The organism is Nocardioides maradonensis, assembly GCF_054777115.1.
The window spans coordinates 298,813-325,404 of the sequence record NZ_BAAHAZ010000001.1 but is presented as its reverse complement, the minus strand read 5'-3'; the positions used below and the strand labels follow the sequence as shown (position 1 = coordinate 325,404).

Annotated in this window: 20 protein-coding genes; 7 read left to right on the top strand and 13 right to left on the bottom strand. The window is 70.6% G+C overall.

Annotated features, from left to right (window positions below; translation table 11 throughout):
• Positions 1-27 precede the first annotated feature (27 nt).
• Genes ACYVAQ_RS01385 through ACYVAQ_RS01375 form a run of 3 tightly spaced genes read right to left on the bottom strand, consistent with a single transcriptional unit; the run spans position 28 to position 2,635 of the window.
• Positions 28-894, bottom strand: a complete 867-nt coding sequence (locus tag ACYVAQ_RS01385; RefSeq protein WP_460786637.1) for a methylenetetrahydrofolate reductase — start codon at positions 892-894, stop codon at positions 28-30.
• Complete coding sequence (folP, locus tag ACYVAQ_RS01380; RefSeq protein WP_460786636.1) at positions 891-1,754, bottom strand: dihydropteroate synthase; 864 nt, start codon at positions 1,752-1,754, stop codon at positions 891-893. Before folP ends, ACYVAQ_RS01385 begins: the two co-directional genes overlap by 4 nt.
• The gene (locus tag ACYVAQ_RS01375) at positions 1,751-2,635 is read right to left on the bottom strand and encodes a bifunctional methylenetetrahydrofolate dehydrogenase/methenyltetrahydrofolate cyclohydrolase (RefSeq protein WP_460786635.1); all 885 of its coding nucleotides are present in this window, start codon (positions 2,633-2,635) and stop codon (positions 1,751-1,753) included. The genes folP and ACYVAQ_RS01375 overlap by 4 nt, the downstream gene beginning before the upstream one ends.
• Before the next feature lie 150 nt (positions 2,636-2,785).
• Between ACYVAQ_RS01375 and ACYVAQ_RS01370 the strand changes: the two genes are divergently transcribed.
• Positions 2,786-3,598, top strand: coding sequence for an IclR family transcriptional regulator (locus ACYVAQ_RS01370; protein WP_460786634.1), 813 nt, complete (start codon positions 2,786-2,788; stop codon positions 3,596-3,598).
• A 170-nt stretch (positions 3,599-3,768) separates the two neighbouring features.
• On the top strand, positions 3,769-4,635 hold the full coding sequence (purU, locus tag ACYVAQ_RS01365; RefSeq protein WP_460786633.1) for a formyltetrahydrofolate deformylase: 867 nt from the start codon (positions 3,769-3,771) through the stop codon (positions 4,633-4,635).
• Positions 4,636-4,721: 86 nt separating this feature from the next.
• On the opposite strand, the gene ACYVAQ_RS01360 is transcribed toward purU, so the two are convergent.
• Genes ACYVAQ_RS01360 through ACYVAQ_RS01315 form a run of 10 tightly spaced genes read right to left on the bottom strand, consistent with a single transcriptional unit; the run spans position 4,722 to position 18,734 of the window.
• Complete coding sequence (locus tag ACYVAQ_RS01360) at positions 4,722-6,092, bottom strand: L-serine ammonia-lyase (protein WP_460786632.1); 1,371 nt, start codon at positions 6,090-6,092, stop codon at positions 4,722-4,724.
• On the bottom strand, positions 6,092-6,739 hold the full coding sequence (locus ACYVAQ_RS01355; protein WP_460786631.1) for a sarcosine oxidase subunit gamma: 648 nt from the start codon (positions 6,737-6,739) through the stop codon (positions 6,092-6,094). The genes ACYVAQ_RS01360 and ACYVAQ_RS01355 overlap by 1 nt, the downstream gene beginning before the upstream one ends.
• Positions 6,732-9,638 (bottom strand): 2Fe-2S iron-sulfur cluster-binding protein, encoded by a 2,907-nt coding sequence (locus ACYVAQ_RS01350; RefSeq protein WP_460786630.1) that lies wholly within the window; start codon positions 9,636-9,638, stop codon positions 6,732-6,734. Before ACYVAQ_RS01350 ends, ACYVAQ_RS01355 begins: the two co-directional genes overlap by 8 nt.
• Entirely contained in the window at positions 9,635-9,931 is a 297-nt protein-coding gene (locus tag ACYVAQ_RS01345) for a sarcosine oxidase subunit delta (RefSeq protein ID WP_460786629.1), read from the bottom strand. The genes ACYVAQ_RS01350 and ACYVAQ_RS01345 overlap by 4 nt, the downstream gene beginning before the upstream one ends.
• 40 nt (positions 9,932-9,971) lie before the next feature.
• Positions 9,972-11,192 carry a sarcosine oxidase subunit beta family protein gene (locus ACYVAQ_RS01340; RefSeq protein WP_460786628.1) on the bottom strand — a complete coding sequence of 407 codons (1,221 nt, stop codon included), beginning with the start codon at positions 11,190-11,192 and terminating at the stop codon, positions 9,972-9,974.
• Positions 11,192-12,481, bottom strand: a complete 1,290-nt coding sequence (gene glyA, locus ACYVAQ_RS01335) for a serine hydroxymethyltransferase (RefSeq protein ID WP_460786627.1) — start codon at positions 12,479-12,481, stop codon at positions 11,192-11,194. Before glyA ends, ACYVAQ_RS01340 begins: the two co-directional genes overlap by 1 nt.
• Before the next feature lie 16 nt (positions 12,482-12,497).
• Positions 12,498-13,712, bottom strand: a complete 1,215-nt coding sequence (gene fdhA, locus ACYVAQ_RS01330) for a formaldehyde dehydrogenase, glutathione-independent (protein WP_460786625.1) — start codon at positions 13,710-13,712, stop codon at positions 12,498-12,500.
• A gap of 51 nt (positions 13,713-13,763) precedes the next feature.
• Complete coding sequence (locus ACYVAQ_RS01325; protein WP_460786624.1) at positions 13,764-14,903, bottom strand: FAD-binding oxidoreductase; 1,140 nt, start codon at positions 14,901-14,903, stop codon at positions 13,764-13,766.
• A gap of 31 nt (positions 14,904-14,934) precedes the next feature.
• Positions 14,935-16,254 carry an aromatic ring-hydroxylating oxygenase subunit alpha gene (locus ACYVAQ_RS01320; RefSeq protein ID WP_460786623.1) on the bottom strand — a complete coding sequence of 440 codons (1,320 nt, stop codon included), beginning with the start codon at positions 16,252-16,254 and terminating at the stop codon, positions 14,935-14,937.
• 41 nt (positions 16,255-16,295) lie between these two features.
• The gene (locus tag ACYVAQ_RS01315) at positions 16,296-18,734 is read right to left on the bottom strand and encodes a GcvT family protein (protein ID WP_460786622.1); all 2,439 of its coding nucleotides are present in this window, start codon (positions 18,732-18,734) and stop codon (positions 16,296-16,298) included.
• A 359-nt stretch (positions 18,735-19,093) separates the two neighbouring features.
• Here ACYVAQ_RS01315 and ACYVAQ_RS01310 point away from each other — a divergent pair, with 359 nt between their 5' ends.
• The 5 genes from ACYVAQ_RS01310 to ACYVAQ_RS01290 all read left to right on the top strand — a co-directional run bounded on the left by ACYVAQ_RS01310 (position 19,094) and on the right by ACYVAQ_RS01290 (position 26,564).
• Positions 19,094-20,569 (top strand): aldehyde dehydrogenase family protein, encoded by a 1,476-nt coding sequence (locus ACYVAQ_RS01310; RefSeq protein WP_460786621.1) that lies wholly within the window; start codon positions 19,094-19,096, stop codon positions 20,567-20,569.
• A 175-nt stretch (positions 20,570-20,744) separates the two neighbouring features.
• Positions 20,745-22,451, top strand: coding sequence for a choline dehydrogenase (gene betA, locus ACYVAQ_RS01305; RefSeq protein ID WP_460786620.1), 1,707 nt, complete (start codon positions 20,745-20,747; stop codon positions 22,449-22,451).
• A 2-nt stretch (positions 22,452-22,453) separates the two neighbouring features.
• Entirely contained in the window at positions 22,454-23,533 is a 1,080-nt protein-coding gene (locus ACYVAQ_RS01300) for a quaternary amine ABC transporter ATP-binding protein (RefSeq protein WP_460786619.1), read from the top strand.
• Entirely contained in the window at positions 23,530-25,530 is a 2,001-nt protein-coding gene (locus ACYVAQ_RS01295) for an ABC transporter permease (protein WP_460786618.1), read from the top strand. The genes ACYVAQ_RS01300 and ACYVAQ_RS01295 overlap by 4 nt, the downstream gene beginning before the upstream one ends.
• Positions 25,531-25,592: 62 nt before the next feature.
• Positions 25,593-26,564, top strand: a complete 972-nt coding sequence (locus ACYVAQ_RS01290) for an ABC transporter substrate-binding protein (RefSeq protein WP_460786617.1) — start codon at positions 25,593-25,595, stop codon at positions 26,562-26,564.
• The last annotated feature ends 28 nt before the right edge of the window (positions 26,565-26,592 follow it).

The following is a 26,592-nucleotide window of genomic DNA, read 5'->3' as shown; positions in this document are numbered from 1 at the left end:
CGGGGCTGGGGCGCTATGGCGCTGTGGTCAGCGGACGGCGGAACCCGTCGGCGTACCGAGGCGTTCGACCTGTACCCGCCGCCACGCCTCAGTCTCGGCCACCTGGTTGAAGGTGAACAGGTGCAAGCCGGCCACGTTGGCCTCGGGCTCCGAGGCCGCCACTGCGACGGCCGTGAGGAAGCGCATCGGCTCGTAGCCGCCGGGCGACATGATCCGGGTGAAGAGCGTGCGGTTCTTGGCGAGGAACTTCGTCGACTCGCCGACGCCGATCTTCGTCGCCATCTTCAGCAGCGGCCCACGGTCGACCGGGCCGACGAGCCCGATCAGGATCGGTGTCTGCACGCCCCGGGCGCGCACACGGTCGATCCAGCCGGCGACCACCTTGGGGTCGAAGACGAGGTTGCTGACGATCTGCGTGGCGTGCCGGCGCTTGTCCCACATCGCCTGGACGGTGACGTCATCGCCGATGTGCGGGTGGGACTCGGGGTAGCCGGTGATGCCGACCTGCGGGAACGGGTCGCCGAGGGCCTCGAGGTCGGCGAGCAGGTCGAGCGCGCCGCCGTAGGCGCCGGGCGCCGGGTCGGCGTCGCCGGCGGGCACGAACACGCTCGTGACTCCGGCCTGTCGCAGCCGGGCGCAGATCTCCTCGAGCTCGGCACGGCCCGCGATCATCCGCGCCGCGAGGTGGGGTACGACGTCGAAGCCGCGGCCGGCCAGCTCCTCGGCGCAGTCCAGGGTCGCGGCCAGGCCCTTGCTCGGCGAGGCGGTGACCGTGACGGTCGCGCCGGGGCTCAGGTGCGTCGAGACCTCGTCGACGATGCGAGCCGTCGGAAGGACCTCGAAGCGGGCGTTCTCCAGCCAGGCGCGTGCGGCGGCGCGGGTGCGGGCCCTCATCGGGCGACCGCCGCGGTCAGGCCGGACGCCGCGGCACCCGCGGCCGCGCGGGCGAGCCGGCCGACGACGCGAGCGCCGGCCACGGCGGGCGCGGGCGCGTGGACGCGCACGCCCCACACCCCCTGTGCCGCGACCACCGCCGCGCCGGCGCTGGAGACGTCCTCGCGTGCGAGCGGGTCGCTCGGATCGGCGTACGCCGGGACGCAGTCGGCGAGGAAGCGCTTGCGCGAGGCCCCGATCAGCAGGGGCAGGCCCAGCGACTGCAGCCGCGGCAGGGACGCGAGCAGCTCCCAGCTGTGGTCGGCGTCCTTGGCGAAGCCGAGGCCCGGGTCCAGCACGATCCGCTCGGGACGTACGCCGGCGGCGACCGCCGCGTCGACGCGGCGGCCGAGATCGGCGCGCACGTCCTCGACCACGTCGGCGTAGACGGCGAGGTCCTGCATCGTCGCCGCGTGCGAGCGCCAGTGCATGAGCACGCACGGCACCTCGGCCTCGGCCAGGAACGGCAGCATCGCGGGGTCGGCGAGACCGCCGGACACGTCGTTGACGAGCACCGCGCCGGCCTCGACGGCGGCGGCCGCCACGCGGGCGCGCATGGTGTCGATGGAGACGCCGATGCCGGCGGCGCTGAGCGCGGCGACGACGGGCACGACCCGACGCAGCTCCTCGGCCTCCTCGACCCGTGCGGCACCGGGTCGCGTCGACTCCCCGCCGACGTCGACCAGGTCGGCGCCCTGGTCCGCGAGCCACCGGCCACGCGCGACGGCCGCGTCAGTCCCGGCGTACCGACCACCGTCGGAGAAGGAGTCCGGGGTGACGTTGAGGATGCCGAGCACCTGGCAGCGCTCGTGCGGGGTCACGAGGCGCTCCCGGCCGGCACCGGCCGCGCGGCGGTCTGCCGCTCGGCGATCTCCACGATGTTGGTGAGCAGCATGGCGCGAGTCATCGGTCCCACCCCGCCGGTCGCGCCGCTCAGCTTGCCGGCGACCTCGCCGACCTGCGGGTGGACGTCGCCGAGGATGCCCTCGACGGTGCGGGTGACGCCGACCGACAGCACCGTCGCGCCGGGCATCACCCAGTCCGGCTTGACCAGGTGGGCGACCCCCGCGGCCGCGACGACGACGTCGGAGGCACGGGCGTGCGCGGCGACGTCGAGGGTCGCCTCGTGGCAGAGCGTGACCGTGGCGTGCTCGGTGGGGCGGGTCAGCATCAGCCCGAGCGGGCGGCCGACGGTCAGCCCGCAGCCGATGATGCAGAACCGCTGGCCGGTGATCGGGACGTCGTGCTCGCGGAGCAGCTCGATGATGCCGCGCGGGGTGCACGGGAGCGGCCCGGGGATGCCGAGGACGAGCTTGCCGAGGTTGGCCGGGTGCAGGCCGTCTGCGTCCTTGTCCGGGTCGATGAGCTGGAGCACGCGGTGGGTGTCGACGTGCGGTGGGAGCGGCAGCTGGACGATGAACCCGGTGCAGGCGGGGTCGTCGTTGAGGCGGCGTACCGCCTCCTCGATCTCGTCCTGGGTCGCGGTGGCCGGCAGCTCCACCCGGATCGAGGCGATGCCGACGTCGGCGCAGTCACGGTGCTTGCCGGCCACGTAGGAGTGGCTGCCCGGGTCGTCGCCCACGAGGATCGTGCCGAGGCCCGGCAGGCTGCCCTGGGCGCGCAGCGCGGCGACCCGCTCGGCCAGCTGCTCCTTGAGTGCGGCCGCAACGCGCCGCCCGTCGATCTTCGTCGCGGTGACCACGGGTCGCCCTCCTGGACATCAGATTGGTGCGAATCACACAACAGACCTCGTTATGCGCAACAGTCTGGAGAGCGCTGCGGACTGTGTCAAGGGCCACATCGGGTCGCCCAACTCCCGTGCATCCTCCAGAAGCGCGGTTATGGTTGCGTCATGAGCAACGAGACGCGCGAGACGAAGGCCCGCACGGCACGGAGCGGCACCGAGGGATCGGGAGGCGTGCAGTCGGTCGACCGCGCCATCACCGTCCTGGAGATCCTCGCCCGCGAGGGCAGCGCCGGCGTGAGCGAGGTCGCCGCCGAGATCGGCGTGCACAAGTCGACCGCCTTCCGCCTGCTCGCGGCGCTCGAGGAGCGCGACCTCGTCGAGCAGAACATGGACCGCGGGAAGTACCAGCTGGCCTTCGGCATCCTGCGCCTGGCGAGCGCCATCCCCGCCCGCATCGACATGGTGCGACAGGCCCAGCCGGTCATGGACGAGCTCGCCGTCGAGCTCGACGAGACCATCAACCTCGCCGTGGTGCGCGAGCAGTACGTCGTCAACGTGCAGCAGGCCCGCGGCTCCGCAGCCGTCTCCAGCCACAACTGGGTGGGGCAGCTGACCCCGATCCACGCCACCTCCAGCGGGAAGATCCTGCTGGCCCACATGAGCCCCGCGCAGCGTGACGAGGTGCTGGGGACCGGCCAGCTGGCGTCGTACACGGAGCACACGGTGACGTCCCGCCGCACCCTGCTCGCCGAGCTGGACCGGATCCGGGCCGAGGACTACGCCACGACCTTCGAGGAGCTCGAGGCCGGACTGAACGCGTCGGCCACCTCGGTCCGGGACCACACCGGAGCGGTCGTAGGCGCGCTGAGCGTCTCGGGCCCGGCCTTTCGCTTCGACAAGGCCCGGATCGAGGCCGTCGAGGACCAGCTCAAGGCTGCCGCCGCGCAGATCAGCCACCGCCTGGGATGGCCGGGCTGAGCCGGACCGACCCCGTCGAGCGACGACGGCGAGCCCTGCAGGGCTCGCCGTCGTCGCGTTTTTCGCCGTACCCCGAGAAACCGTCGGGAACCCCTTGACCGGCCTCACCCTGCCGAGGCATTGTGTTGCGTATCACTCAATCTGTTGTGTAATACGCAAAGGAGAAGCCGATGGCGCCCGACCCCCGCCCCGGCCAGGAATTCGTCCTGACCCTGACCTGCCCGGAGGCCCCGGGCATCGTCTTCGCCGTCAGCCGCTTCGTCATGGAGCACGGCGGCAACATCAGCGCGAGCCACCAGTTCGACGACCGGCTCACCGACACCTTCTTCATGCGGGTGCAGTTCCGGGTCGCGGAGGGCTCGGTCGACGACCTGCGCCGCGACTTCCTGCCGATCGCCACCCAGCTCGGCATGGCCTGGCAGCTGCACGACCTGCAGACCCCCACCCGGACGCTGCTCATGGTGTCCAAGTTCGGGCACTGCCTGAACGACCTGCTGTTCCGCACCTCGACCGGTGCGCTGAACATCGAGATCCCGCTGATCGTCTCGAACCACCGCGACTTCGAGGGCGAGGCAGCCGCGCACGGCATCCCGTTCGTGCACGTCCCGGTCACCCCCGAGACCAAGCCCGAGGCGGAGGCCCGCCTCCTCGAGCTCGTCGATGAGTACGACGTGGACCTCGTCGTACTCGCTCGCTACATGCAGGTGCTGTCCAACGAGCTGTGCGGCAAGCTCGAGGGCCGCGCGATCAACATCCACCACTCGTTCCTGCCGAGCTTCAAGGGCGCCAAGCCCTACCACCAGGCGCACGCCCGCGGCGTGAAGCTGATCGGTGCCACCGCCCACTACGTCACGTCGGACCTCGACGAGGGCCCGATCATCGAGCAGGACGTCGCCCGGGTCGACCACTCCCTCGACCCTGCCGAGATGACCGCCGCCGGTCGCGACGTGGAGGCCCAGGTGCTGGCCCGCGCCATCCGCTGGCACAGCGAGCGTCGCGTCCTGCTCGCCGGCAGCCGGACCGTCGTCTTCCGCTGACCCGCTCGCCGAGTCCGGCCTTGGGGTCGACCGAACCAGGCGTTTCGGTCGACCACGAGGCCGGATTCGCGCATCACGGGGCCGGGTCAGCACTCGATGACGTTGACGGCGAGGCCGCCGCGGGCGGTCTCCTTGTACTTGTCCTTCATGTCGCGGCCGGTGTCGCGCATGGTCTTGATGGCCTTGTCGAGGCTGACCTTGTGGATGCCGGTGCCGTTGATGGCGAGGCGGGCGGCGTTGATGGCCTTGGTGGAGGCGATCGCGTTGCGCTCGATGCAGGGGATCTGGACCAGGCCGCCGACGGGGTCGCAGGTCAGGCCCAGGTTGTGCTCGATGCCGACCTCGGCGGCGTTCTCGACCTGGGCAGGGCTGCCGCCGAGGACCTCGGCGAGGCCGCCGGCGGCCATGGAGCAGGCCGAGCCGACCTCGCCCTGGCAGCCGACCTCGGCGCCGGAGATGGAGGCGTTGGTCTTGAACAGGATCCCGACCGCGGCCGCGGTGAGGAGGAAGCGGACGATGCCGTCCTCGTCGGCGCCGGGCACGAAGCGCACGTAGTAGTGCAGCACCGCGGGGATGATGCCGGCGGCGCCGTTGGTGGGTGCGGTGACGACGCGGCCGCCGGAGGCGTTCTCCTCGTTGACCGAGAGCGCGAACAGGTTCACCCAGTCCATGACGTGCAGCGGGTCGCGCTCGCCGTTGGCGGTGAGGTCGCGGAACATCTGCGGCGCGCGGCGCGGGACCCGCAGGCCGCCGGGCAGCACGCCCTCGCGGTGGAAGCCGCTCTCGACGCAGGCGGCCATGACCGACCACAGGTGCAGCATCCCGGCACGGATCTCGTCCTCGGTGCGCCAGGCCTGCTCGTTGGCGAGCATGACGTCGCTGACGGACAGGTGCTCGCGGTCGCAGATCTCGAGGAGCTCGGCGCCGGTGCTGAAGGGGAACTTCAGCGGGGTCTCGTCGACCACGATCCGGTCCGCGCCGGTGGCCTCCTCGTCGACGACGAAGCCGCCACCGACCGAGTAGTAGGTGCGGGCGTCGAGCTCGTGGCCGTTCTCGTCGTACGCCGCGAAGCGCATGCCGTTGGGGTGGGCGGGCAGGCTCTTGCGCCGGTGCATCACCAAGTCGGTGTCGACGTCGAACCGGACCGGCGTGGTGCCGGCGAGCAGCAGGATGCCCTCGTCGCGGATCTGGGCGATGCGGCCCTCGGCGCGGTCGGTGTCGGTCGTGGCCGGGTCCTCACCCTCCAGGCCGAGCACGACGGCCTTGGGCGACCCGTGGCCGTGGCCGGTGGCGCCGAGCGATCCGAACAGCTCGGCCTGGACCCGGCGTACGTCGCCGAGCCGGCCGGCCTCGGCCAGGGTGTCGACGAACCGCTTCGCGGCCCGCATCGGGCCCACCGTGTGCGACGACGAGGGCCCGATGCCGATCGAGTAGAGGTCGAAGGCCGACAGCGCCATCAGACCGGGCTGCCGTCGCGGAGGCTGTCCCGGAAGTCGGAGCCGAACTCCTGCATCGCGTCGAGCAGCCAGGCGGCGACGTACTGCGCGAACGAGGCCCGGGGCAGCAGCCGGTACGTCGTCGGGCCGACCTGCCACAGCAGCAGCGGGACCCGGGCCAGCGTGGTCGTGATGGCCGTGCCCGGACCGAACGCCCGCGGGTGCAGGTCGGTGGGGCAGCCCTTCTCCAGCACGGCGCGGGCCGCGACACCGGAGAGCTCGATGACGGTCCGGTTCGCCGAGACGTCGACGATCGCCGGGGAGCCGTCGCCGGCGGCCACCGCGGCCGCCCGCAGCTCAGGAAGCAGCAGCTCGGCGCTCATGTCCGAGACCACCAGCCACTCGTCGGGGCCCAGCCACAGCACGCTGTGCGGGCCGTGCGCGGTGACCTCGCCGGACCGGGCCGGCAGGCCGGCGCCGAGCACGTCGCCCAGGGCCCGGGCCGCGGCGGAGTCCGGCGCGACGCGGACGCTGATCATGGTCGCGTAGCGCGCCTCCGAGACGCGCACGTTGCGCGCACCGGTGATCGACTTGTCCATCATCTCCCGCGCCATGGCGCCCAGCGGGCTGCGCCGCAGCATCGTCAGAGCACTGGTCTGGTCAGCCATCTCGCTTGGTCCCTTCGGGGTCGTAGAGCACGTGCGAGGTCACCTCGACCTCGACGAGGCGGGAGCCGACCGGCGCGATCAGCACCTCGCCGATCCGGTCCGCGCCGCCCTTGACCAGGGCGAGCGCGAACGGCCGCTCCAGCGCGGCGCTGTCGTAGCTGGAGGTCACGTGGCCCAGCATCGGCACCGGGTCGGAACCCGAGTCGATCCCACCCTCGGCCACGGCCCCGGCCTCGATCACCTGGCTGCCTTCCGGCAGGACCGTACGACGGTCCACGGGCAGCAGCCCGACCAGCTGCTTGCGGTCGCTGCGCAGGTTCTCCTCGCGGGTGTAGGAGCGGTTGCCGACGAAGTCCTTCGTCTTCGACACCACCCACGACATCCCCAGGTCCTGCGGGGTGATCGTGCCGTCGGTGTCCTGCCCGACGATCGGGAAGCCCTTCTCGGCCCGGAGCACGTGCATCGTCTCGGTGCCGTACGGCGTGATGCCGAGGTCGGCTCCGGCGGCGTACACCTGCTCCCAGACCGCCCGGCCGTACCAGCCGGACACGTTGATCTCGAAGGCCAGCTCACCGGAGAACGAGATCCGGCACACCCGCGCCGGGATCCCCGACGCGAGCGTCGTCTCCTGGAAGGTCATGAACGGGAACGCGTCGTTGGACACGTCCAGGTCCGGGCACACCTGAGCGATGACCTCGCGCGACCGCGGGCCGACCACGGCCACCGTCGACCACTGCTCGGTCACCGACGTGCACCGCACGTCCAGCTCCGGCCACTCGGTCTGCAGCCACTCCTCCAGCCAGTCCAGCACGCCGGCCGCACCACCGGTGGTGGTGTGCAGGTAGAAGGTGTCCTCGTCCAGGCGCAGCACCACGCCGTCGTCCAGCACCATGCCGTCCGGCTTGCACATCACGCCGTAGCGTGCGGCGCCGACGGCCAGCTTCTTGTAGGCGTTGGTGTAGATCCGGTTGAGGAACTCCCCGGCGTCGGGGCCCTGGACCTCGATCTTGCCGAGCGTGGAGGCGTCCATCATCGCGACGCCGGTGCGGGCGGCACGGCACTCGCGCAGCACCGCCGCGTCCATGTCCTCTCCGCGCTGCGGGTAGTAGCGGGGGCGCAGCCACTGGCCGACGGTCTCGAAGACCGCGCCGTGCTCGGCGTGCCAGGAGTGGATCGGGGTGGTGCGCTCGGGGTCGAAGAGCTTGCCGCGCTCGCGCCCGGCCAGCGCCGAGAACGAGACCGGCGAGTACGGCGCGCGGTAGGTCGTCGTACCGATCTCACCCATGCTCTCCGCGCCCCCCAGGGCCGCCGCGATCACGCCGATCGCGTTCACGCCCGAGGTCTTGCCCTGGTCGGCACCGGTGCTGATCGACGTGTAGCGCTTGACGTGCTCGACGCTGCGCATCCCCGCACCCACCGAGCGCCACACGTCGGCGACGGTCTGGTCGCGGCCGAGGTCGACGAAGTGCTCGTCCCACTCCCCCGGCTCGCCCTCGGCACCGGGCACCAGCCAGAGCTGGCGGACCTCACCGACCTCGGTGAGGGCGCTGGTCGCGCTGAGCGCGACCGGCTCGGCCGGGAAGCCGGCACGGGTGGCGGCCTCCGCACCGGCGCCGGCCCCGTGGGCGAGGCAGTCGGCCAGCAGCACGGCACCGGCCGCGGAGCCGACGACCTGCTGGTCGGCGACCTCGCCGTCGGGGACGAACGCCGCGAGGGCGTCGTCCCAGCGGAGCCGGCCCTGGCGCTGGCTGTGCAGGTGGACGACCGGGCTCCAGCCGCCGGAGACGGCCAGCAGGTCGCAGTCGAGGTCCTCCCAGCAGGTGGGCACGTCGTCGTCGCCGAGGGTGCCGACGTGGACCTGGGTGATCCGGCCGGTGGTCTCGTCGACCTCGGTGCCCTGGACGGTGCTCGAGAGCAGGACGCGTACGCCGTGCTCCTCGAGGACCGCCGCGCGGGCGGAGAGGACGTCACGGGCGTCGAGGACGCCGACCACCTCCGCGCCCGCGGCGCGGAGCGCGTCGACGGTGTCGTAGGCGCTGTCGTTGGTGGTGGCGACGACGACCCGGTCGCCGGGCAGGACGGCGTACCGGTTGACGTAGGTGCGGACCGCGCCGGCGAGCATGACGCCGGGCCGGTCGTTGCCGGCGAAGACCAGCGGACGCTCGTGGGCGCCGGTGGCGAGCACGACCTGCCGGGCACGGACGTGCCAGACCCGCTGGCGCGAGACGCCGATCGGGGTGGCCGCGTCGAGGTGGTCGGTGCGGTTCTGCACGGCGAGCACGTAGTTGTCGTCGTACGAGCCGAAGGCGGAGGTGCGCGGCAGGAGGGTGACCTCCGGCGCGGCGGCCAGCTCGGCGAGAGCGGCGTCGAGCCACTCCAACGCGGGCAGTCCGTCGATCGTCTCGTCACGACCGCTGAGCAGCGACCCGCCGAGCTCGGACTGCTCGTCGAGCAGCACGACGCGGGCACCGGAGCGCGCGGCCGACAGCGCGGCGGCGATGCCGGCGGGTCCGGCGCCGACCACGAGGACGTCGGTGTGGGTGAAGACCTTGTCGTACGTCGCGTCGTCGCCGATCGGGTCGAGGACACCGAGGCCGGACAGGGTGCTGGCCGACAGGCCGTCGGTCAGCGCCCGGACCGTGGCGGGCACCATCGGCTCGGGGCAGTCGCCACCGACCTGGAGCAGCGCGTTGGGCTCCTCCACGCCAGCGGCGAGGATGCCGCGGGGACGAGACCGGTAGATCGAGTCGCCGACCCGGATCCGGCCGTTGGCCAGCAGCGCCGAGGCGACGGTGTCACCGGGGTGTCCGACGTACGAGCGGCCGTCGATGGTGAAGCTCAGGCTCCGGTCGCGGTCGATCCGGCCGCCGGTGGGGAGCCGGCGGGGCTGGGTGCTCATCGGGCTCCTCCTGAGGTGACGATCGCGGGGCGGGGGTCGGTGTTGGTGTAGGTCGCGAGCACCTCGTAGGTGCGGGTGTCGCGCACGACGTTGAACCAGCGACGGCAGCCCGTGCTGTGCGACCAGCGCTCGGCGAACGGGCCCTTGGGGTTGTCGCGGAAGAACAGGTACTGCGCCCACTCCTCGTCCGACAGCGCGCTGGGGTCCTCGGGGTAGGCCACGTGGGCCTGGCCGCCGTAGTGGTACTCGGTCTCGTCCCGCGGGCCGCACCACGGGCAGGTCAGCTGCAACATCGCTGGGTGCTCTCTTCCTTGTGCTCGCAGATCAGGTCGGTCAGTGGGCCACGGCGGCAGCGCCGTGCTCGTCGATCAGGTGGCCGGTGGTGAACCGCTCCAGCCCGAAGGGCTTGTTCAGCTCGTGGGGCTCGCCGGTGGCCATCGTGTGGGCCATCGCCCAGCCCGCGCCGGGGGTGGCCTTGAAGCCGCCGGTCCCCCAGCCGCAGTTGACGTACAGGCCCTGCACCGGGGTGGCGCCGATGATCGGCGAGGCGTCCGGGGAGACGTCCACGATGCCGCCCCAGGTGCGCAGCAGGCGCGCCCGGCCGAAGATCGGGAACAGCTCCAGGGCCGCGGCCATCTGGTGCTCGATCACGTGGAAGGACCCGCGCTGGCCGTAGCCGTTGTAGGCGTCCACGCCCGCGCCCATGACCAGCTCGCCCTTGTGCGCCTGGGAGACGTAGACGTGCACGTGGTTCGACATCACGACCGTCGGGTGCACCGGCTGGTAGAGCTCGGAGACCAGGGCCTGCAGCGGGTGCGACTGCACCGGCAGCCGGAACCCGGCCTTCTCGGCCAGCACGCTGGAGTGACCGGCCGCCACGAGACCGACGGTGTCGGACAGGATCCGGCCCCGGTTGGTCTCCACACCGACCACGCGCTCGCCGTCCTTGAGGAAGCCGGTGACCTCGCAGTTCTGGATGATGTCGACACCCATCGCGTCGCACGCCCGCGCGAACGCCCACGCGACGTGGTCGTGCTTGGCGATGCCGGCACGGGGCTGGAAGGTCCCGCCCAGCACCGGGTAGCGCACGTCCTGCGAGACGTTGACGATCGGGCACACCTTGGCGACCTCGTCGGGCTCCAGCCACTCCGCGTCCACGCGGTTGAGCCGGTTGGCCTCGATCCGGCGGCGCGAGTCACGCACGTCCTGCAGCGTGTGCGCGAGGTTGAGCACGCCGCGCTGGCTGAACAGGAAGTCGTAGTCCAGCTCCGCCGGCAGCAGCTCCCACTGCTTGAGCGCGAACTCGTACATCGCCGCGCTCTCGTCCCACAGGTAGTTGGACCGGATGATCGTGGTGTTGCGGGCCATGTTCCCGCCGGCCAGCCAGCCCTTCTCCAGGACCGCGATGTTGGTCAGGCCGTGGTTCTTGGCCAGGTAGTACGCCGTGGCCAGGCCGTGCCCGCCACCACCGACCACGATGGCGTCGTACGACGACTTCGGGTCGGGGTCGCGCCACAGCCACTCCGGGTGCTCGCCGGGGAAGGGGTTGCCCATCACGCCTCCAGGTCGGGGTAGAGCGGGAACCGCTCGGCGAGCGCCTCGACACGAGCCCGCAGCTTGGCCAGCTCGCCCTCCTCGCCGGACCCGGCGAGCGTCTCCGCGATCACGTCGGCGACCTCGGCGAAGGCCTCCGCGTCGAAGCCGCGGGTGGCCAGGGCCGGCGTACCGATGCGGACGCCGGAGGACACCATCGGCGGGCGCGGGTCGAACGGGACCGCGTTGCGGTTGACCGTGATGCCGACCTCGTGCAGCCGGTCCTCGGCCTGCTGGCCGTCGACCTCGGAGTCACGCAGGTCGACCAGCACCAGGTGCACGTCGGTGCCGCCGGACAGGACCGTGATGCCGGCCGCGGCCACGTCGGCCTGCATCAGCCGCTCGGCGAGGATCCGCGCGCCCTCCAGCGTGCGCTGCTGGCGCTCCTTGAACGCCGGCTCCAGCGCCATCTTGAACGCGACCGCCTTGGCCGCGATGACGTGCTCCAGCGGGCCGCCCTGCTGACCGGGGAACACCGCGGAGTTGATCTTCTTGGCCAGCTCGGCCTTGGAGAGGATCACGCCACCACGCGGACCGCCGAGGGTCTTGTGCGTCGTCGTGGTCACCACGTCGGCGTACGGGACCGGGCTCGGGTGCAGACCGGCGGCGACCAGCCCGGCGAAGTGCGCCATGTCGACCATCAGGTACGCGCCGACCAGGTCGGCGATCCGGCGGAACTCCGCGAAGTCCAGCTGGCGCGGGTACGCCGACCAACCGGCCACGATCAGCTTCGGCCGGTGCTCGACCGCGAGCCGCTCCACCTCGGCCATGTCGATCCGGAAGTCCTCCGGCGACACCTGGTAGGCCACGACGTTGTAGAGCTTGCCGGAGAAGTTGATCCGCATGCCGTGCGTCAGGTGACCGCCGTGCGCGAGGTCCAGGCCCAGGATCGTGTCGCCCGGCTCCAGCAGCGCGAACATCGCCGCCGCGTTCGCCTGCGCACCCGAGTGCGGCTGCACGTTGGCGGCCTCGGCACCGAAGAGCTCCTTGATCCGGTCGATCGCGAGCTGCTCGATGACATCGACGTTCTCGCAGCCGCCGTAGTAGCGGCGGCCCGGGTAGCCCTCGGCGTACTTGTTGGTGAGGACCGAGCCCTGCGCCTGCATCACCGCGGTCGGCGCGAAGTTCTCCGACGCGATCATCTCCAGCGTGCTCTGCTGGCGCACCAGCTCACGCCGGACCTGCTCGGCGACCTCCGGATCGAAGTCCGCCAGGGTCTGGTCGAGGACGGGGTTCGAGTTCGAGGACATGAGGTCTCCCATGGGGTCAGGCCCGGACCATGCCGTGCGGGTCGATGACGAACTTCTGGGCGGCGCCCTTGTCGAAGGCGGCGTAGCCCTGGGCGGCCTCGTCGAGGGTGATCGTGGTGGCGTTGACGGCCTTCGCGATCTGCGCCTTGTCGGCCAGGATCAGGTTCATCAGCTGGCGGTTGTACTGCTTGACCGGGCACTGACCGGTGACGAGCGTGTGCGACTTCGCCCACCCCAGACCCAGGCGTACGCCGATCTGGCCGATCTTCGCCGCCTCGTCCACCGCGCCCGGGTCGCCGGTCACGTAGAGGCCGGGGATGCCGAGCGAGGCACCGGCGCGGGCGATGCTCATGACGTCGTTGAGGACCGTGGCCGGCGCCTCGGCGGCACCGGCACCGTGGCCGCGCGCCTCGAAGCCGACGGCGTCGATCGCCGCGTCGACCTCGGGCTCGCCGAGGATGTCGGCGACGATGTCGGCCAGCGCGTCCCCCTTCGACAGGTCCGCGGTCGCGCAGCCGAAGCTCGCGGCCTGCGCGAGCCGGTCGGCGTTCATGTCGCCGACGATGACGGTGGAGGCACCGAGCAGCTGCGCGGAGTGCGCGGCCGCCAGGCCCACCGGGCCGGCCCCGGCGACGTACACGGTGGAGCCGGTGGTGACGCCCGCGGTGTAGGCACCGTGGTAGCCGGTCGGGAAGATGTCCGAGAGCATCGTCAGGTCGAGGATCTTCTCCAGCGCCTGGTCGCGGTCGGGGAAGCGGAGCAGGTTGAAGTCGGCGTACGGGACCATGACGTACTCCGCCTGGCCACCGATCCAGCCGCCCATGTCGACGTAGCCGTACGCCGCACCGGCGCGCGCCGGGTTCACGTTCAGGCAGATGCCGGTCTTGCCCTCGTTGCACATCCGGCAGCGCCCACAGGCGATGTTGAACGGCACCGAGCAGATGTCGCCGACGTTGTGGAACAGGACGTCGTCACCGATCTCGACGATCTCGCCGGTGATCTCGTGACCCAGGGTCTGACCGACGGGTGCCGTCGTCCGGCCGCGGACCATGTGCTGGTCGCTGCCGCAGATGTTCGTCGTGACGAGCTTGAGGATCACCGCGTGCGGGGCGGCCTGCTTGATCCCGAGGCCCTGGGCGACCTCCGCCGGGATCTCCAGCTTGGGGAACTCGATGTTCTCGATCGCGACCTGGCCAGGTCCCGCGTAGACGACGACTCGGTTGTCAGCCATGGGTGGACTCCGTTTTTCTCGCTAGTGGTGAAGGGTGAGCTGCTCGGGCGATCAGGCGTCGAGGGTGAGGTCGCTGAGCGGCTTGGAGCAGCACGGGAGGAACTTGCCGGCGGCGACCTCACGGGGGCGGATGCCGCCGTTGTGGTTCATGTCCACCTCCCCGGACAGCTTGGGGATCTTGCAGGTGCCGCACATGCCCTGGCTGCACGACGACGCGAGCCGTACGCCGGCCGCGAGCGCCGCGTCGAGCACGAACTCGTCGGCGCGGCAGGTGACGGTGCGACCGGTCTTCGCGAACTCGACGGTGAAGGTCGCCACCCCGTCGTCGGAGGCGGGAGGCGTCGGCACCGCGATGTCCTCGTAGGCGACACCGTCGGGCGGCGGCGTGGCGCCGGGGACCGACGGGTCGTCGAAGGTGAAGCTCTCCTCGTGGTAGCGGCTGAGGTCCGAGCCGAGCTCGCCGAGGATGCGGCGTACCGCGTCCATGTACGGCGCCGGACCACAGTTGTACGTGGTCCGCTCCAAGAAGTCCGGCACGACCGTCTGCAGCATGGTCGGCGAGATCCGGCCGCGCATGCCGCCCCACCGCTCGGAGGGGTAGTCCGCCTCGCAGATGTGCACGACCCGCAGGTTCGGCATCAGCATCTCGATCGCCGCGAGCTCGCTGCGGAAGACGATGTCGCTGGGCGTGCGCGCGCTGTGCAGGAACACCACGTCGGCGTCCGACCCAAGGTCGTAGAGCGTGCGCAGCATCGACATCAGCGGCGTGATCCCGCTGCCGGCAGAGAGGAAGAGCAGCTTCTCGGCCGGCTTGCTGGTGAGCGTGAAGGAACCGAGCGGCGCCAGGGTGGGGATCTTGGTGCCGGGCACGACGTTGTCGTGGATCCAGTTCGAGACCTTGCCGCCCACGACCCGCTTGACCGTGATGGCGATGCGGTTCGGGCGGGTCGGCGGCGACGAGATCGTGTAGCACCGGTTCACCGGGGTGCCGTCGATGTCGAGCTTCAGGGTCAGGAACTGACCCGCGTCGAACTCGAAGAGCTGGCCGCCCTCGGGCTCGAACACGAAGTTCTTGACGTCGTGGGTGACATCGCTGACCGCGGTGCACACCAGGACGGTCTCGTCCTCCTCCGCCCAGCAGACCGGGGACTGCAGGGACGGCACGAGGCTCTCGAGCTCCGGTGACGACATCTCTTTCTCCTGCCGATGAATCAGGTGGTGGCTACTGGCCCGCGACGGCGTTGAGGTGGCCGAGCCGCTCGACGCTCTCGCGGTGCGGAGCGAGGTAGTCGTGGAGGCGGCCGACGTACCAGTTGATGAAGGCCTCGACGTCGTCCTCGATCAGGGCGTAGGGACCGGGGGCGTAGCCCGGGTCGGTGACGCCGCGCTGTGCCTTCTCGACGAGCACGCGGTCCTGGTCGTTGGTCGCCTTCCAGACGCTGGTCAGTCCCTCGATCGTGTAGTCCTCGCCCTCGACGGCGTCGGGGTGGACCAGCCACGTGGTGCGGACCAGTGACTTGTCGGGCCCGAGCGGCAGGACGCTGAAGACGATGACGTGGTCGCTGAGGAAGTGGAACCACGAGTTCGGCTGCATGTGCAGCGACAGGTCGCCGAACTTCTCGGTGGGCGCGTCGCCGATCAGCTTCTTGCAGACCTGGGCACCATCGATGCCGAACGAGGCGCCGTCGCCGTCCAGCGGGAGACGCATGATCATGAAGCCGGTCTCGCGGGTGTCGAGCTCGTGGACGAGCTCGCGCGGGACGCTGTTGAGGCGGCAGACGTTGTCGAGGTCCTCGGTCGCCTTCAGGTAGCGCTCGTAGAGCGGCTGCAGGCGCGGCGTGACGTCGGCCTCCTCGTACTGCAGGAACGGGAAGTACGACGTGATCAGCTCGGGGTGGGACGCGTCGCAGTGGTGGCACTCGCGGTTGTTCTCCATCACGAGCTTCCAGTTGCCGTTCTCCACCAGGTCGGTCTGGTGGGCGACCTTCGCCTCCGCGATCCGGTAGGTGCGCAGGTAGGGCTCGATGACCGCGGCGACCTCGTCGAAGTCCGCCGGCGGCTCGTCGGCGAGGCAGATGAAGATCAGGCCGGCGACGGTCCGGACGTGCACCTGCTTGAGGTTGAACTTGGACTTGTCGAACGTCGGCGGCTGGCTCTCGGCGTACATCAGCTCGCCGTCCGGCCGGTAGGTCCACTGGTGGTAGGGGCACACGATGTTGCCGATCGAGCCGCACGGGTCCTCGAGCAGGCGCGAGCCGCGGTGGCGGCAGATGTTGCGCAGCGCGCGGATCTCCTCGTCGTCGTCGCGGGTGATGATCAGCGACTGGGTGCCGATCTCGACCGTGACGAAGTCGCCCGGCTCCGGGAGCTCCGCCTCGCTCGCGACGAAGATCCAGTGCTCGCCGAAGATCGCCTTGATGTCGAGGTCGTAGACCTCCTTGCTGGCGTAGAACGCGGACTCGAGGCTGTAGCCCACCTCGCGACGCTCGACCATGGCGGCGATCTCGGCCATGTTGGCCGCGGGGGCGGTCTTGAAGCTCACAGGAAACCTCCGGAAAGAGAAGAGTGGGGAGAGAGGGGCGATCAGCCGCGGAGGCGGGTCATCGTGGGGTCGAACAGGGGCTCGGCCGTGACGACGGCCGGGACGCGCTGGTCGAAGTAGCCGATCTCGACCTCGGTGCCGACCTCGGCGACCTCCAGCGGCAGCCACGCGTAGGCGATACCCTTCTCGATCGTGTAGCCGTACGCCGCCGAGGTGACGTAGCCGACCGGCCGGCCGCCGGCGTACACCGGCTCCTTGCCCATCACGACGTCGACCGAGCTGTCGATGGTGAGGCAGGCCAGCGTCCGGGTCTGGTTCTCCTTGCGCTCGACGAGCGCGTCCCGGCCGACGAAGTCGCCCTTGTCGAGCTTGACCGCGAAGCCGAGGCCCGCCTCGTACGGGTCGTGCTCGTTGGTCATGTCGCCGCCGAAGGACCGGTAGCCCTTCTCCAGGCGCAGGCTGTTGAAGGCCCCGCGGCCGGCGGCGATGATGCCGTGCTCCTGACCGGCCTGCCACAGGGTGTCCCAGAGGCGCTGGCCGAGGTCGGCGGTCGTGTAGATCTCCCAGCCGAGCTCACCGACGTAGGACAGCCGCCACGCCGTGACGGGCACGTTGCCGATGGTGAGCCTCTTGGCGCGGAAGTACTTCAGGCCGGCGTTGGTCATGTCCGCGTCGGTGACCGTGGCGAGCACCTCGCGGGCCTTCGGGCCCCACAGACCGATGCAGCAGGTGCCCGGCGTGATGTCGGTGACCTGGACGGTGCCGTCCTCGGGGAGGTGCCGCTCGAACCAGTCGATGTCGAGGGCGCCGTTGGCGCCGACCTGGTAGTGGTCCTTGCCGAGCCGGGCGACCGTGATGTCGCTGCGGATGCCGCCGTCGACGTCGAGCAGCAGGCTGTAGACGACCGAGCCCACCGACTTGTCGACATCGTTGGTGCAGAGCCCCTGCAGGAAGTCCACGGCGCCGGGGCCGGTCACGTTGATCCGCTTGAGCGCGGTCATGTCGTACATCGCGACGCCCTCGCGGGTGGCCTTCGCCTCGGCCCCGACGATCGGGTCCCAGTAGCGGGCGGCCCAGGCGTTGGGGGTCGGGACGTCGTACCGCTCGAGGAGGCCCTGGTTGGCGGCGTACCAGTGCGGCCGCTCCCAGCCGTTGGCCGGCAGGAAGAAGGCGCCGAGCTCCTGCTCGCGGGCGTGGAAGGGCGAGAGCCGGACGTCGCGCGGGGAGTCCATCGGCTGCAGGGGGTGCAGGATGTCGTAGACCTCGCGGAAGTTCTGGCAGTCGCGCTCGAGCACGTAGTCGGGGGCGAGCTGGTAGTCCTCGAAGCGGTTGACGTCGCACTCGTGGATGTCCCAGGACTCGCAGTAGCCGTTCGCGATCCACTCGGCGACGGCGCGGCCGACGCCGGCGGAGTGCGTGACCCACACGGCCTCGGCGACCCAGAAGCCCTTGACCTCGCGCGACTCCCCCAGCAGCGGCATGCCGTCGGTGGTGAAGGAGAAGAGGCCGTTGATACCCTCCTCGATCTTGGTGTCGGCGGTCGAGGGCAGCAGGCGCTGGGTCTCCTCCCACGCGGGCTCGAAGTCCTCGGGGGTGAAGGTGAGGACCGACGGCATCTCCTCGGTCTCGTCGACCGCGCGGATGTCGAAGGCCGAGATCGGCATCGCCTCGTGGTGGTAGTAGCCGATGCCGACGCTCTCGTAGCGGTCGCGGTAGTAGAGGCCGGAGTCCTGGTGGCGCAGGATCGGGCGGACCGCCTCCTGCGTCTGCCCCTTCATCGCCGGGACCTCGGCGGTCCAGGCGAGCTGGTGCGCGAGCGGGGTCAGCGGGAGGTCCAGGCCCACGAGCGAGGCGACCTTCGGGCCCCAGATGCCGGCGCAGGACACGACGATGTCGGCGGGCAGCTCGCCCTTGTCGGTGACGACGGTGGTCACCCGGTCGTCCTCGACGACGATGTCGGTGACCTCGTGGCGGGCGAGGAAGGTGACGCCGCGGGCCTTGGCCCGCTCGATCTGGGCGTCGACCGCCCAGACCGCCTTGGCCAGACCGTCGGTCGGGCACCACAGGCCGCCCAGGACCACGTCGCGGTCGACCAGGTCGTGGAGCTCGACGCACCGGTCGACGTCGACGACCTCGGCCTCGACGCCCCAGGAGGTGAGCCAGCCCTGGCGGCGGTGCAGCTCGGCGAGGCGCTCGGGCGTGGTCGCGACCTCGAGGCCGCCGACCTGCAGGAAGCAGGACTGACCCTCGTGCTGGAGGTCGACGAACTTCTCGACGGTGTAGGTCGCCAGCTCGCTGAGGATCTTGCTGCCGCTCGCCTGGAACACGAGGCCCGGCGCGTGGGACGTCGAACCGCCGGTGGCGGGCAGGTCGCCCTGGTCCACGACGGTGATGTCGGTCCAGCCCAGTGCCGACAGCTCGTCCGCGAGCGCCGCGCCCACGACTCCGGCACCGATGATGACGGTCCTACGTCCGACCATGCCCTGGCCTCCTGTTGCGTATGTTGCACTCGATTGCGGCACAAGCAACAATGCAGTGGTCCGGGTCACAGCGTCAAGAGGGTCGGCCGGATTGGATCGATGAATTTCCGACGGAGCCCTCCGGCCGGCGCGGCGGCATGATGGACGGCATGGGCCCGAGCACCGATCCGGCCCCTCGACAGGACCTCACCCGCCCTCGGGGCGCCCGTTTGTTAAAGCCGTGTGACAGTTGGGCGGACCCCTTGACATGTGGCCCAGGTCACCTATTCTCCTCTACACAAGACGTTGCGAACTAAGCACCGAGTTGTGCAGATCGCAACAAATGGCTCCAAGTCCGAAGCGGGCGAAAGGAACGGCCCATGCCTGAGTTGTACATCGCCGGCGAGTGGGTGGCCGCGGCGGAGGGGGGCACGCGCACCATCGCCTGCCCGGCCGACGGCACCGTCGTGGGCGAGGTCGACGAGGCCTCCGCGGTCGACACCCTCGCTGCCATCGCCGCCGCCCACGCGGCCTTCGCCGACGGCGAGGGCGCTTGGGCACGCACCCCCGCGCGCGAGCGCGGCGCGCTGCTGCTGCGGGTCGCGGACCTGCTCGAGCGCGACACTGCCGAGATCGCCCGCGCGGAGTCGATGGACACCGGCAAGCGCCTGGTCGAGAGCGAGTACGACGTCGCCGACGTCGTCTCGGTCTTCCGCCACTACGGTGCGATCGCCGCCGAGTCGGCCGGCCGGGTCATCGACACCGGACGCGCGGACGTCGCCAGCCGGGTCGTCCACGAGCCGATCGGCGTCTGCGCCCTCATCACCCCGTGGAACTACCCGCTGCTGCAGGCCGCGTGGAAGGTCGCGCCGTGCCTGGCGGCCGGCAACACCTTCGTGCTCAAGCCGAGCGAGCTGACCCCGCACACCAGCATCCTGCTGATGCGCGCGCTCGCCGAGGCCGGCCTGCCCGCGGGCATCGGCAACCTGGTGCTCGGCGCCGGCCCCGCGGCCGGCGCGCCGCTGTCGGAGGACCCGCGCATCGACCTGGTCTCCTTCACGGGCGGCATCGACACCGGCCGGCGGCTGATGGCCACCGCGGCGGCCACCGTGAAGAAGGTGGCCCTCGAGCTGGGCGGCAAGAACCCCAACATCGTCTTCGCCGACGCCGACCTCGACGTCGCCCTCGACTACGCGCTCACCGCGGTGTTCCTGCACTCCGGGCAGGTCTGCTCCGCGGGCGCCCGGCTGCTGGTCGAGGAGAGCATCCACGACCGGTTCGTCGAGGCCCTCGTCGCCCGCGCGAGCAACATCCGGCTCGGCGGTCCCGAGGATCCCAAGGCCGAGACCGGTCCGCTCATCAGCGCGGCCCACCGCGACAAGGTGGCGGCGTACGTCGAGCGCGGCATCGCCGAGGGCGCCGTGCTCCGCTGCGGCGGCTCCGCCCCCGAGGACCCTGCCCTCGCCGGCGGCTTCTACTACCTGCCCACCGTCCTCGACGGCTGCACCAGCTCCATGTCGGTCACCCAGGAGGAGTCCTTCGGCCCGGTGCTGACCGTCGAGACGTTCCGCACCGAGGACGAGGCCGTGGCGATCGCCAACGACTCCATCTTCGGCCTGGCCGGTGCGGTCTGGTCCCAGGACGCCGGGAAGGGCCAGCGGATCGCGGCCCGGCTGCGGATGGGCACGGTCTGGATCAACGACTACCACCCCTACGTGCCGCAGGCCGAGTGGGGCGGCTTCAAGCAGTCCGGTACCGGACGCGAGCTCGGCGAGGCCGGCTTGGACGAGTACCGCGAGATCAAGCACGTGTGGCAGAACCTCAGCCCCACCGTGCAGAACTGGTTCCAGGAGTAGTGGTGCGTCCAAGAAGTTCTGAAGCGCTTCGCGCACCCACAGCACGCACCTCGCGGCGTTGCCGGCGCTTGCGAGACGACCCGGTATGGCTGCGCACCGGCGCCTTGCGATCCACGCACCGTGAGCACGCCAACCGTTCCACAACTTCTCGGACGCACCACTAGGAAGGCTCAGAATGCGCCAGGAACGCTACGACATCGTCATCGTGGGAGGTGGCTCGGCCGGCTCGGCGCTGGCCAACCGCCTCTCCGCGGACCCCGGGACCAGCGTGCTCGTCCTCGAGGCAGGACACTCCGACTGGCGGATCGACCCGTTCGTGCACATGCCGGCGGCGCTCCCGATCCCGATCGGCAACCGCTTCTACGACTGGAAGTACGAGACGGACCCCGAGCCGCACATGAACGGCCGGCGCGTCTCCCACGCCCGCGGCAAGGTGCTCGGCGGCTCCTCCAGCATCAACGGCATGATCTTCCAGCGGGGCAACCCGATGGACTACGAGCGGTGGGGCGCCCAGCCGGGCATGAAGGAGTGGGACTACGCCCACTGCCTGCCGTACTTCAAGCGCATGGAGTCGCTCCACCTGGTCGACGGCAGCAACGGTGCCGACGAGTGGCGCGGCGGCGACGGCCCGCTCAACCTCGAGCGCGGCCCGGCCACCAACCCGCTGTTCGGCGCCTTCTTCGAGGCCGCTCAGCAGGCCGGCTACCCGCTGACCGACGACGTCAACGGCTACCGCCAGGAGGGCTTCGCCCGCTTCGACCGCAACATCAAGAACGGCCGGCGCTGGTCGGCCGCCCGGGCCTACCTGCACCCGGCGATGTCGCGGAAGAACCTGAGCGTCCAGACGCTCGCGATGGCCACGAAGGTCCGCTTCGAGGGCAAGCGTGCGGTCGGCGTCGAGTACCTGCGCGCCGGGCGGCCCCGCTACGTCGCGGCCCGCGAGGTCATCCTCTGCGGTGGCGCGATCAACACCCCCCAGCTGCTGCAGCTGTCCGGTGTCGGCGACCAGGAGCACCTGGCGCAGGTCGGCGTACCGCTCGTGCACCACCTGCCCGGTGTCGGCGAGAACCTCCAGGACCACCTCGAGGTCTACATCCAGTACGCCTCCAAGCAGCCGGTCTCGATCGCCCCCGGCCTGCGGATGCGTGCCCGCCCGGGCATCGGCTACCAGTGGCTCTTCCACCGCCGCGGACTCGGCGCCACCAACCACTTCGAGGGTGGCGGCTTCTGTCGCAGCAACGAGGACGTCGACTACCCGAACCTGATGTTCCACTTCCTCCCCGTCGCCATCCGGTACGACGGCACCCAGCCCACCGAGGGCCACGGCTACCAGGTGCACATCGGCCCGATGTACGCCGACACCCGCGGCCAGGTGCGGATCAAGTCGCGTGACCCGAAGCAGCACCCGTCGATGGTGTTCAACTACCTGTCGACCCCGAACGACCGGCGCGAGTGGGTCGAGGCGGTCCGGGTCGCCCGCGACATCCTGAACCAGCCGGCCTTCGCGCCGTACAACGACGGCGAGATCTCCCCCGGCCCCTCGGTGGAGACCGACGAGGAGATCCTCGACTGGGTCCGCAAGGACGCCGAGACGGCGCTGCACCCCTCCTGCACGGCGGCGATGGGCATCGAGGAGATGTCGGTCGTCGACCCGTCCAGCATGAAGGTCCACGGCGTCGAGGGCCTGCGCGTGGTCGACGCGTCGGTCTTCCCGTTCGTGACGAACGGCAACATCTACGCCCCCGTGATGATGGTCGCCGAGAAGGCCGCCGACCTGATCGCCGGGAACACCCCGCTGCCCCCGTCGGACGCGCCTTGGTACCGCTACCGCGACGGCAGCCAGCTCTACCCGCCGGGCGACCCCCGCAACAACGAGGAGTGAGCATGTCCACGACGATCCCCAACCCGGCGGCGACGAAGCCCGCCAACGGCAGCACCGTCGAGCCCGCCGTCCACGTCGAGGGCCTGTGGAAGGTGTTCGGCCCGCGTCCCGACAAGATCATGGCCTGCTCCGACAAGGACCTGAGCCGCAAGGAGCTCCAGGAGAAGACCGGCCACGTGGTCGGCATCCGGGACGTCAGCTTCGACGTCGCTCCGGGTGAGGTCTTCGTCGTGATGGGCCTGTCCGGCTCGGGCAAGTCGACCCTCGTGCGCCTGCTCACCCGTCTCATCGAGCCGACCGCCGGCACGGTGAAGCTGTACGGCGAGGAGGTGACCGGCATGTCCGACAAGGCCCTGCTGGACACCCGCCGCCGCAAGGTCTCGATGGTCTTCCAGCACTTCGGCCTCCTCCCCCACCGCAAGGTCGTCGACAACGTCGCGTTCGGCCTGGAGGTGCGCGGGGAGAACAAGACCCAGCGCCGCAGCCGGGCCCAGGAGATGGTCGACCTGGTGGGGCTCTCGGGCTACGAGAACAACTTCCCCGACCAGCTCTCCGGCGGCATGCAGCAGCGCGTGGGCCTGGCCCGGGCGCTCGCCGCCAACCCGGACATCCTGATGTTCGACGAGCCGTTCTCGGCACTCGACCCGCTGATCCGCCGCGACATGCAGAACGAGGTCATCCGCCTGCACCACGAGGTCGGCAAGACGATGGTCTTCATCACCCACGACCTCAGCGAGGCGCTGAAGCTGGGCGACCGGATCCTCATCATGCGCGACGGCGAGGTCGTCCAGATCGGTACGCCGGACGAGGTCGTCGCCGCTCCGGCCGACGACTACGTCGCCGACTTCACCCGCGACGTCCCCAAGTCCCACGTGCTGACGCTGCGCTGGGTGATGCGTCCCCCGACGCCGGGCGAGGTCCTCGACGGGCCCGTCCTGCGCTGCGACCAGATCGTCCGCGACGCCGCCCGCATCGTGCTCGCCCACAAGGGCCCGTGCCGGGTCGTGGACGGCGACCAGGTCGTCGGCGTCGTGACCGAGGAGGACATCCTCCGGGTCGTCGTCGCGGAGGAGGCCGGATGACCACCGCGACGACCGAGCCGACGGGCACGGCGGCCGCGCCCGAGGAGCGACGTACCGGCGCGGGGCTGAAGCGACCCAGCACGCCCGTGCTGCTGGCGGCCATCGTCGTCGTGTGGGTGGCCGGCTGGCTGGTCTTCCGCGGCCAGGACACCCTGGTCCGCCCGTTCCAGGACCTCAACGGCTTCGACCGGTGGCTGAACGGGATCCGGGACTGGGTCAGCAACGCCTCCCTCAACAACTGGTTCTTCCACGGCGTCCTCGGCCACTTCTCGACCTTCGTCAACTGGCTGGTCACCGAGGTCGGCCAGCTGGTCTCGCACCCGACCGGCGGCCGACCGGTCCCCGCCATCGGCTGGGTCGGCGTGCTCGCGATCCTCACCTGGCTGGCGTACGCCGCCGCCGGGCTCCGCTCCGCCGTGCTGGTGGCCGTGTCGATGTTCCTCTTCGCCTGGATGGGCTACTGGACCGACAGCATGGACCTGCTCATCGTCACGGCGCTGGCCGTCGCGGCGAGCCTGCTCGTCGGCATCCCGACCGGCATCCTGATGGCCCGCAGCAAGCGGCTCTCCAACGTCCTGACGCCGGTCCTCGACGCGATGCAGACGATGCCGTCCTTCTGCTACCTGCTGCCGTTCTTCATGCTCTTCGGCCCGGGCGCGACGTGCGCGATCGTCCTGACCGCCGTCTACTCGCTGCCGCCGCTGGTCCGCATCACCGAGCACGGCATCCGCTCCGTCCCGGCCACCACCCTCGAGGCGGCCCGCTCGCTGGGCGTCACGCGGAGCCAGCTGCTGCGCCAGGTGCAGCTCCCGATGGCGCGGCGCACGATCGTGCTCGGCATCAACCAGTGCACGCTCGCCGCCATCTCGATGGCGGTCATCGCCGCGCTGGTCAACGGCCCCGGCCTCGGCACCGACGTCGTGTCGGCGCTGGCGAGCCTCAACGTCGGCCAGGCCGCCGTGCCCGGCCTGCTCATCGTCCTGATGGCCATCGTCCTGGACCGCACGACCTCCGCGGCCAGCGAGGCCAGCGAGAAGCGCAGCCGCAACCTCGCGGGCGCCACGCGCCGACGCCTGGTCCTGGCCGGCGGACTCGTTCCCGTCGTCGTCGCGGTCTACCTGTCGCGCAGCTACCTGGACTTCGCGAAGTTCCCCGACGCCTCGACCCAGGGCGCCCGTCTGGCGACCTGGATCAACGACGTCACCAACGGCATCGTCAACCACATCGACAAGATCACGCTCGCGTTCAAGAACGTCATCAGCTACGGCATCCTCAACCCGCTGCAGAGCCTGCTCACCGACTGCCCATGGTGGCTGATCGCCGCGGTCATCCTGGCCCTCGCCTACGTGCTGGGCGGCCTGCGTCCGATGCTGATCACCCTCGCCTGCGAGACCGTGATCCTGCTGCTCGGGCTGTGGAACGACTCGATGGTCACGCTGACCTCGACCATCGTGGCGACCGCCCTGGTGATGATCCAGGCGGTGGTCCTCGGGGTGTGGATGGGGCGCAGCCGGCGCGCGGACACGGTGATCCGCCCGGTACTCGACGCCTTCCAGACGATCCCCGCGTTCGTCTACCTGGTGCCGGCGCTGGCATTGTTCGGCTCGACGCGGTTCACCGCCATCGTCGCGGGCGTCGCGTACGCCGCCCCCATCGCGGTCAAGCTCGTCGCGGACGGCATCGTCGGCGTACCCGCGACCACGGTCGAGGCGGCACGCTCCAACGGCGTCACGTCCTGGCAGATGATCCGCAAGGTGCAGCTGCCGATGGCGCTCCCCTCCCTCGTCCTGGCTGCCAACCAGGGACTGCTCTACGTCCTGTCCATGGTCGTCATCGGCGCCATGGTCGGAGCGGGAAGCCTGGGCTACCTCGTGGTCTCCGGCTTCTCCCAGGCCCCTCAGTTCGGCAAGGGACTGGCGGCCGGCATCGCGATCACCGCGCTCGGCATCATGCTCGACCGGATCGCCAAGGGCGCTGCCGAGAGGCAGAAGGCATGACTGCGCGTCGCCGCGACGAGCAGATCTCGGACCCCTGTGTTGCTCTAGAGAGGAAAACCCGCATGACCCGTGGCATCAAACCCGCCGCACGCCGCATGGGCGTCCTGGCTGCCGTGGCTGCCCTGGCCCTGACCCTCGCCGGGTGTGGCGGCGGCAGCATCAAGGACACGACCGTCGCGGGCGGCCAGTCCTGCGGGACCGTCAACATGGCCCTCAACGCCTGGGTCGGCTACACCGCCGACGCCTACGTGCTCGGCAACGTGCTCGAGCAGAAGCTCGGCTGCACCGTCAACTACGTCAAGCTCGCCGAGCAGCCCAGCTGGGCCGGCATGGCGAACGGCACCGTCGACACGATCGTCGAGAACTGGGGTCACGACGACCTGGTCGCGAAGTACATCACCCAGCAGCACACCGTCCAGGACGCCGGCCCGACCGGCAACACCGGCGTCATCGGCTGGTTCGTCCCGCCGTGGATGGCCCAGAAGTACCCGGACATCACCAACTGGCAGAACCTGAACAAGTACGCCTCGCTGTTCAAGACCAGCGAGTCGGGCTCCCAGGGCCAGCTGCTCGACGGCGACCCGAGCTACGTCACGAACGACCAGGCGCTGGTGACCAACCTGCACCTGAACTACAAGGTCGTCGTCGGTGGCTCCGAGGCGGCGCTCATCCAGAGCTTCCGCACCGCCGAGGCCAACAAGACCCCGCTGCTCGCCTACTTCTACGAGCCGCAGTGGTTCTTCTCGGAGATGAAGCTGGTCAAGGTCAACCTGCCCAAGTACACCCCGGGCTGTGACTCCGACCCGGCGAAGGTCGCGTGCGACTACCCGCCGTACAAGCTCAACAAGCTGATCTCGACGAAGTTCGCGAACTCCGGCTCCCCCGCGGTCAAGGTGATCAAGAACTTCCACTGGACCAACGACGACCAGAACGAGGTCGCGAAGGCCATCGCGAAGGACGGGAAGACCCCGGACCAGGCGGCCCAGGCCTGGATCTCGGCCCACTCCAGCGAGGTCGACGCCTGGCTGCAGTGACGTGACGAGGGCCGGTGCCGGGACGCGC

Excerpts from the sequence above, each read along its gene's own strand:
- glyA (WP_460786627.1), bottom strand. The coding sequence starts at position 12,481 with ATGTCCTCGAACTCGAACCCCGTCCTCGACCAGACCCTGGCGGACTTC.
- ACYVAQ_RS01315 (WP_460786622.1), bottom strand. The coding sequence starts at position 18,734 with ATGGTCGGACGTAGGACCGTCATCATCGGTGCCGGAGTCGTGGGCGCG.
- ACYVAQ_RS01355 (WP_460786631.1), bottom strand. The coding sequence starts at position 6,739 with ATGGCTGACCAGACCAGTGCTCTGACGATGCTGCGGCGCAGCCCGCTG.
- betA (WP_460786620.1), top strand. The coding sequence starts at position 20,745 with ATGCGCCAGGAACGCTACGACATCGTCATCGTGGGAGGTGGCTCGGCC.
- ACYVAQ_RS01295 (WP_460786618.1), top strand. The coding sequence starts at position 23,530 with ATGACCACCGCGACGACCGAGCCGACGGGCACGGCGGCCGCGCCCGAG.
- ACYVAQ_RS01350 (WP_460786630.1), bottom strand. The coding sequence starts at position 9,638 with ATGAGCACCCAGCCCCGCCGGCTCCCCACCGGCGGCCGGATCGACCGC.
- fdhA (WP_460786625.1), bottom strand. The coding sequence starts at position 13,712 with ATGGCTGACAACCGAGTCGTCGTCTACGCGGGACCTGGCCAGGTCGCG.
- ACYVAQ_RS01385 (WP_460786637.1), bottom strand. The coding sequence starts at position 894 with ATGAGGGCCCGCACCCGCGCCGCCGCACGCGCCTGGCTGGAGAACGCC.
- ACYVAQ_RS01360 (WP_460786632.1), bottom strand. The coding sequence starts at position 6,092 with ATGGCGCTGTCGGCCTTCGACCTCTACTCGATCGGCATCGGGCCCTCG.
- ACYVAQ_RS01325 (WP_460786624.1), bottom strand. The coding sequence starts at position 14,903 with ATGTCGTCACCGGAGCTCGAGAGCCTCGTGCCGTCCCTGCAGTCCCCG.
- ACYVAQ_RS01300 (WP_460786619.1), top strand. The coding sequence starts at position 22,454 with ATGTCCACGACGATCCCCAACCCGGCGGCGACGAAGCCCGCCAACGGC.
- ACYVAQ_RS01340 (WP_460786628.1), bottom strand. The coding sequence starts at position 11,192 with ATGGGCAACCCCTTCCCCGGCGAGCACCCGGAGTGGCTGTGGCGCGAC.
- ACYVAQ_RS01310 (WP_460786621.1), top strand. The coding sequence starts at position 19,094 with ATGCCTGAGTTGTACATCGCCGGCGAGTGGGTGGCCGCGGCGGAGGGG.
- purU (WP_460786633.1), top strand. The coding sequence starts at position 3,769 with ATGGCGCCCGACCCCCGCCCCGGCCAGGAATTCGTCCTGACCCTGACC.
- ACYVAQ_RS01290 (WP_460786617.1), top strand. The coding sequence starts at position 25,593 with ATGACCCGTGGCATCAAACCCGCCGCACGCCGCATGGGCGTCCTGGCT.
- ACYVAQ_RS01345 (WP_460786629.1), bottom strand. The coding sequence starts at position 9,931 with ATGTTGCAGCTGACCTGCCCGTGGTGCGGCCCGCGGGACGAGACCGAG.
- ACYVAQ_RS01370 (WP_460786634.1), top strand. The coding sequence starts at position 2,786 with ATGAGCAACGAGACGCGCGAGACGAAGGCCCGCACGGCACGGAGCGGC.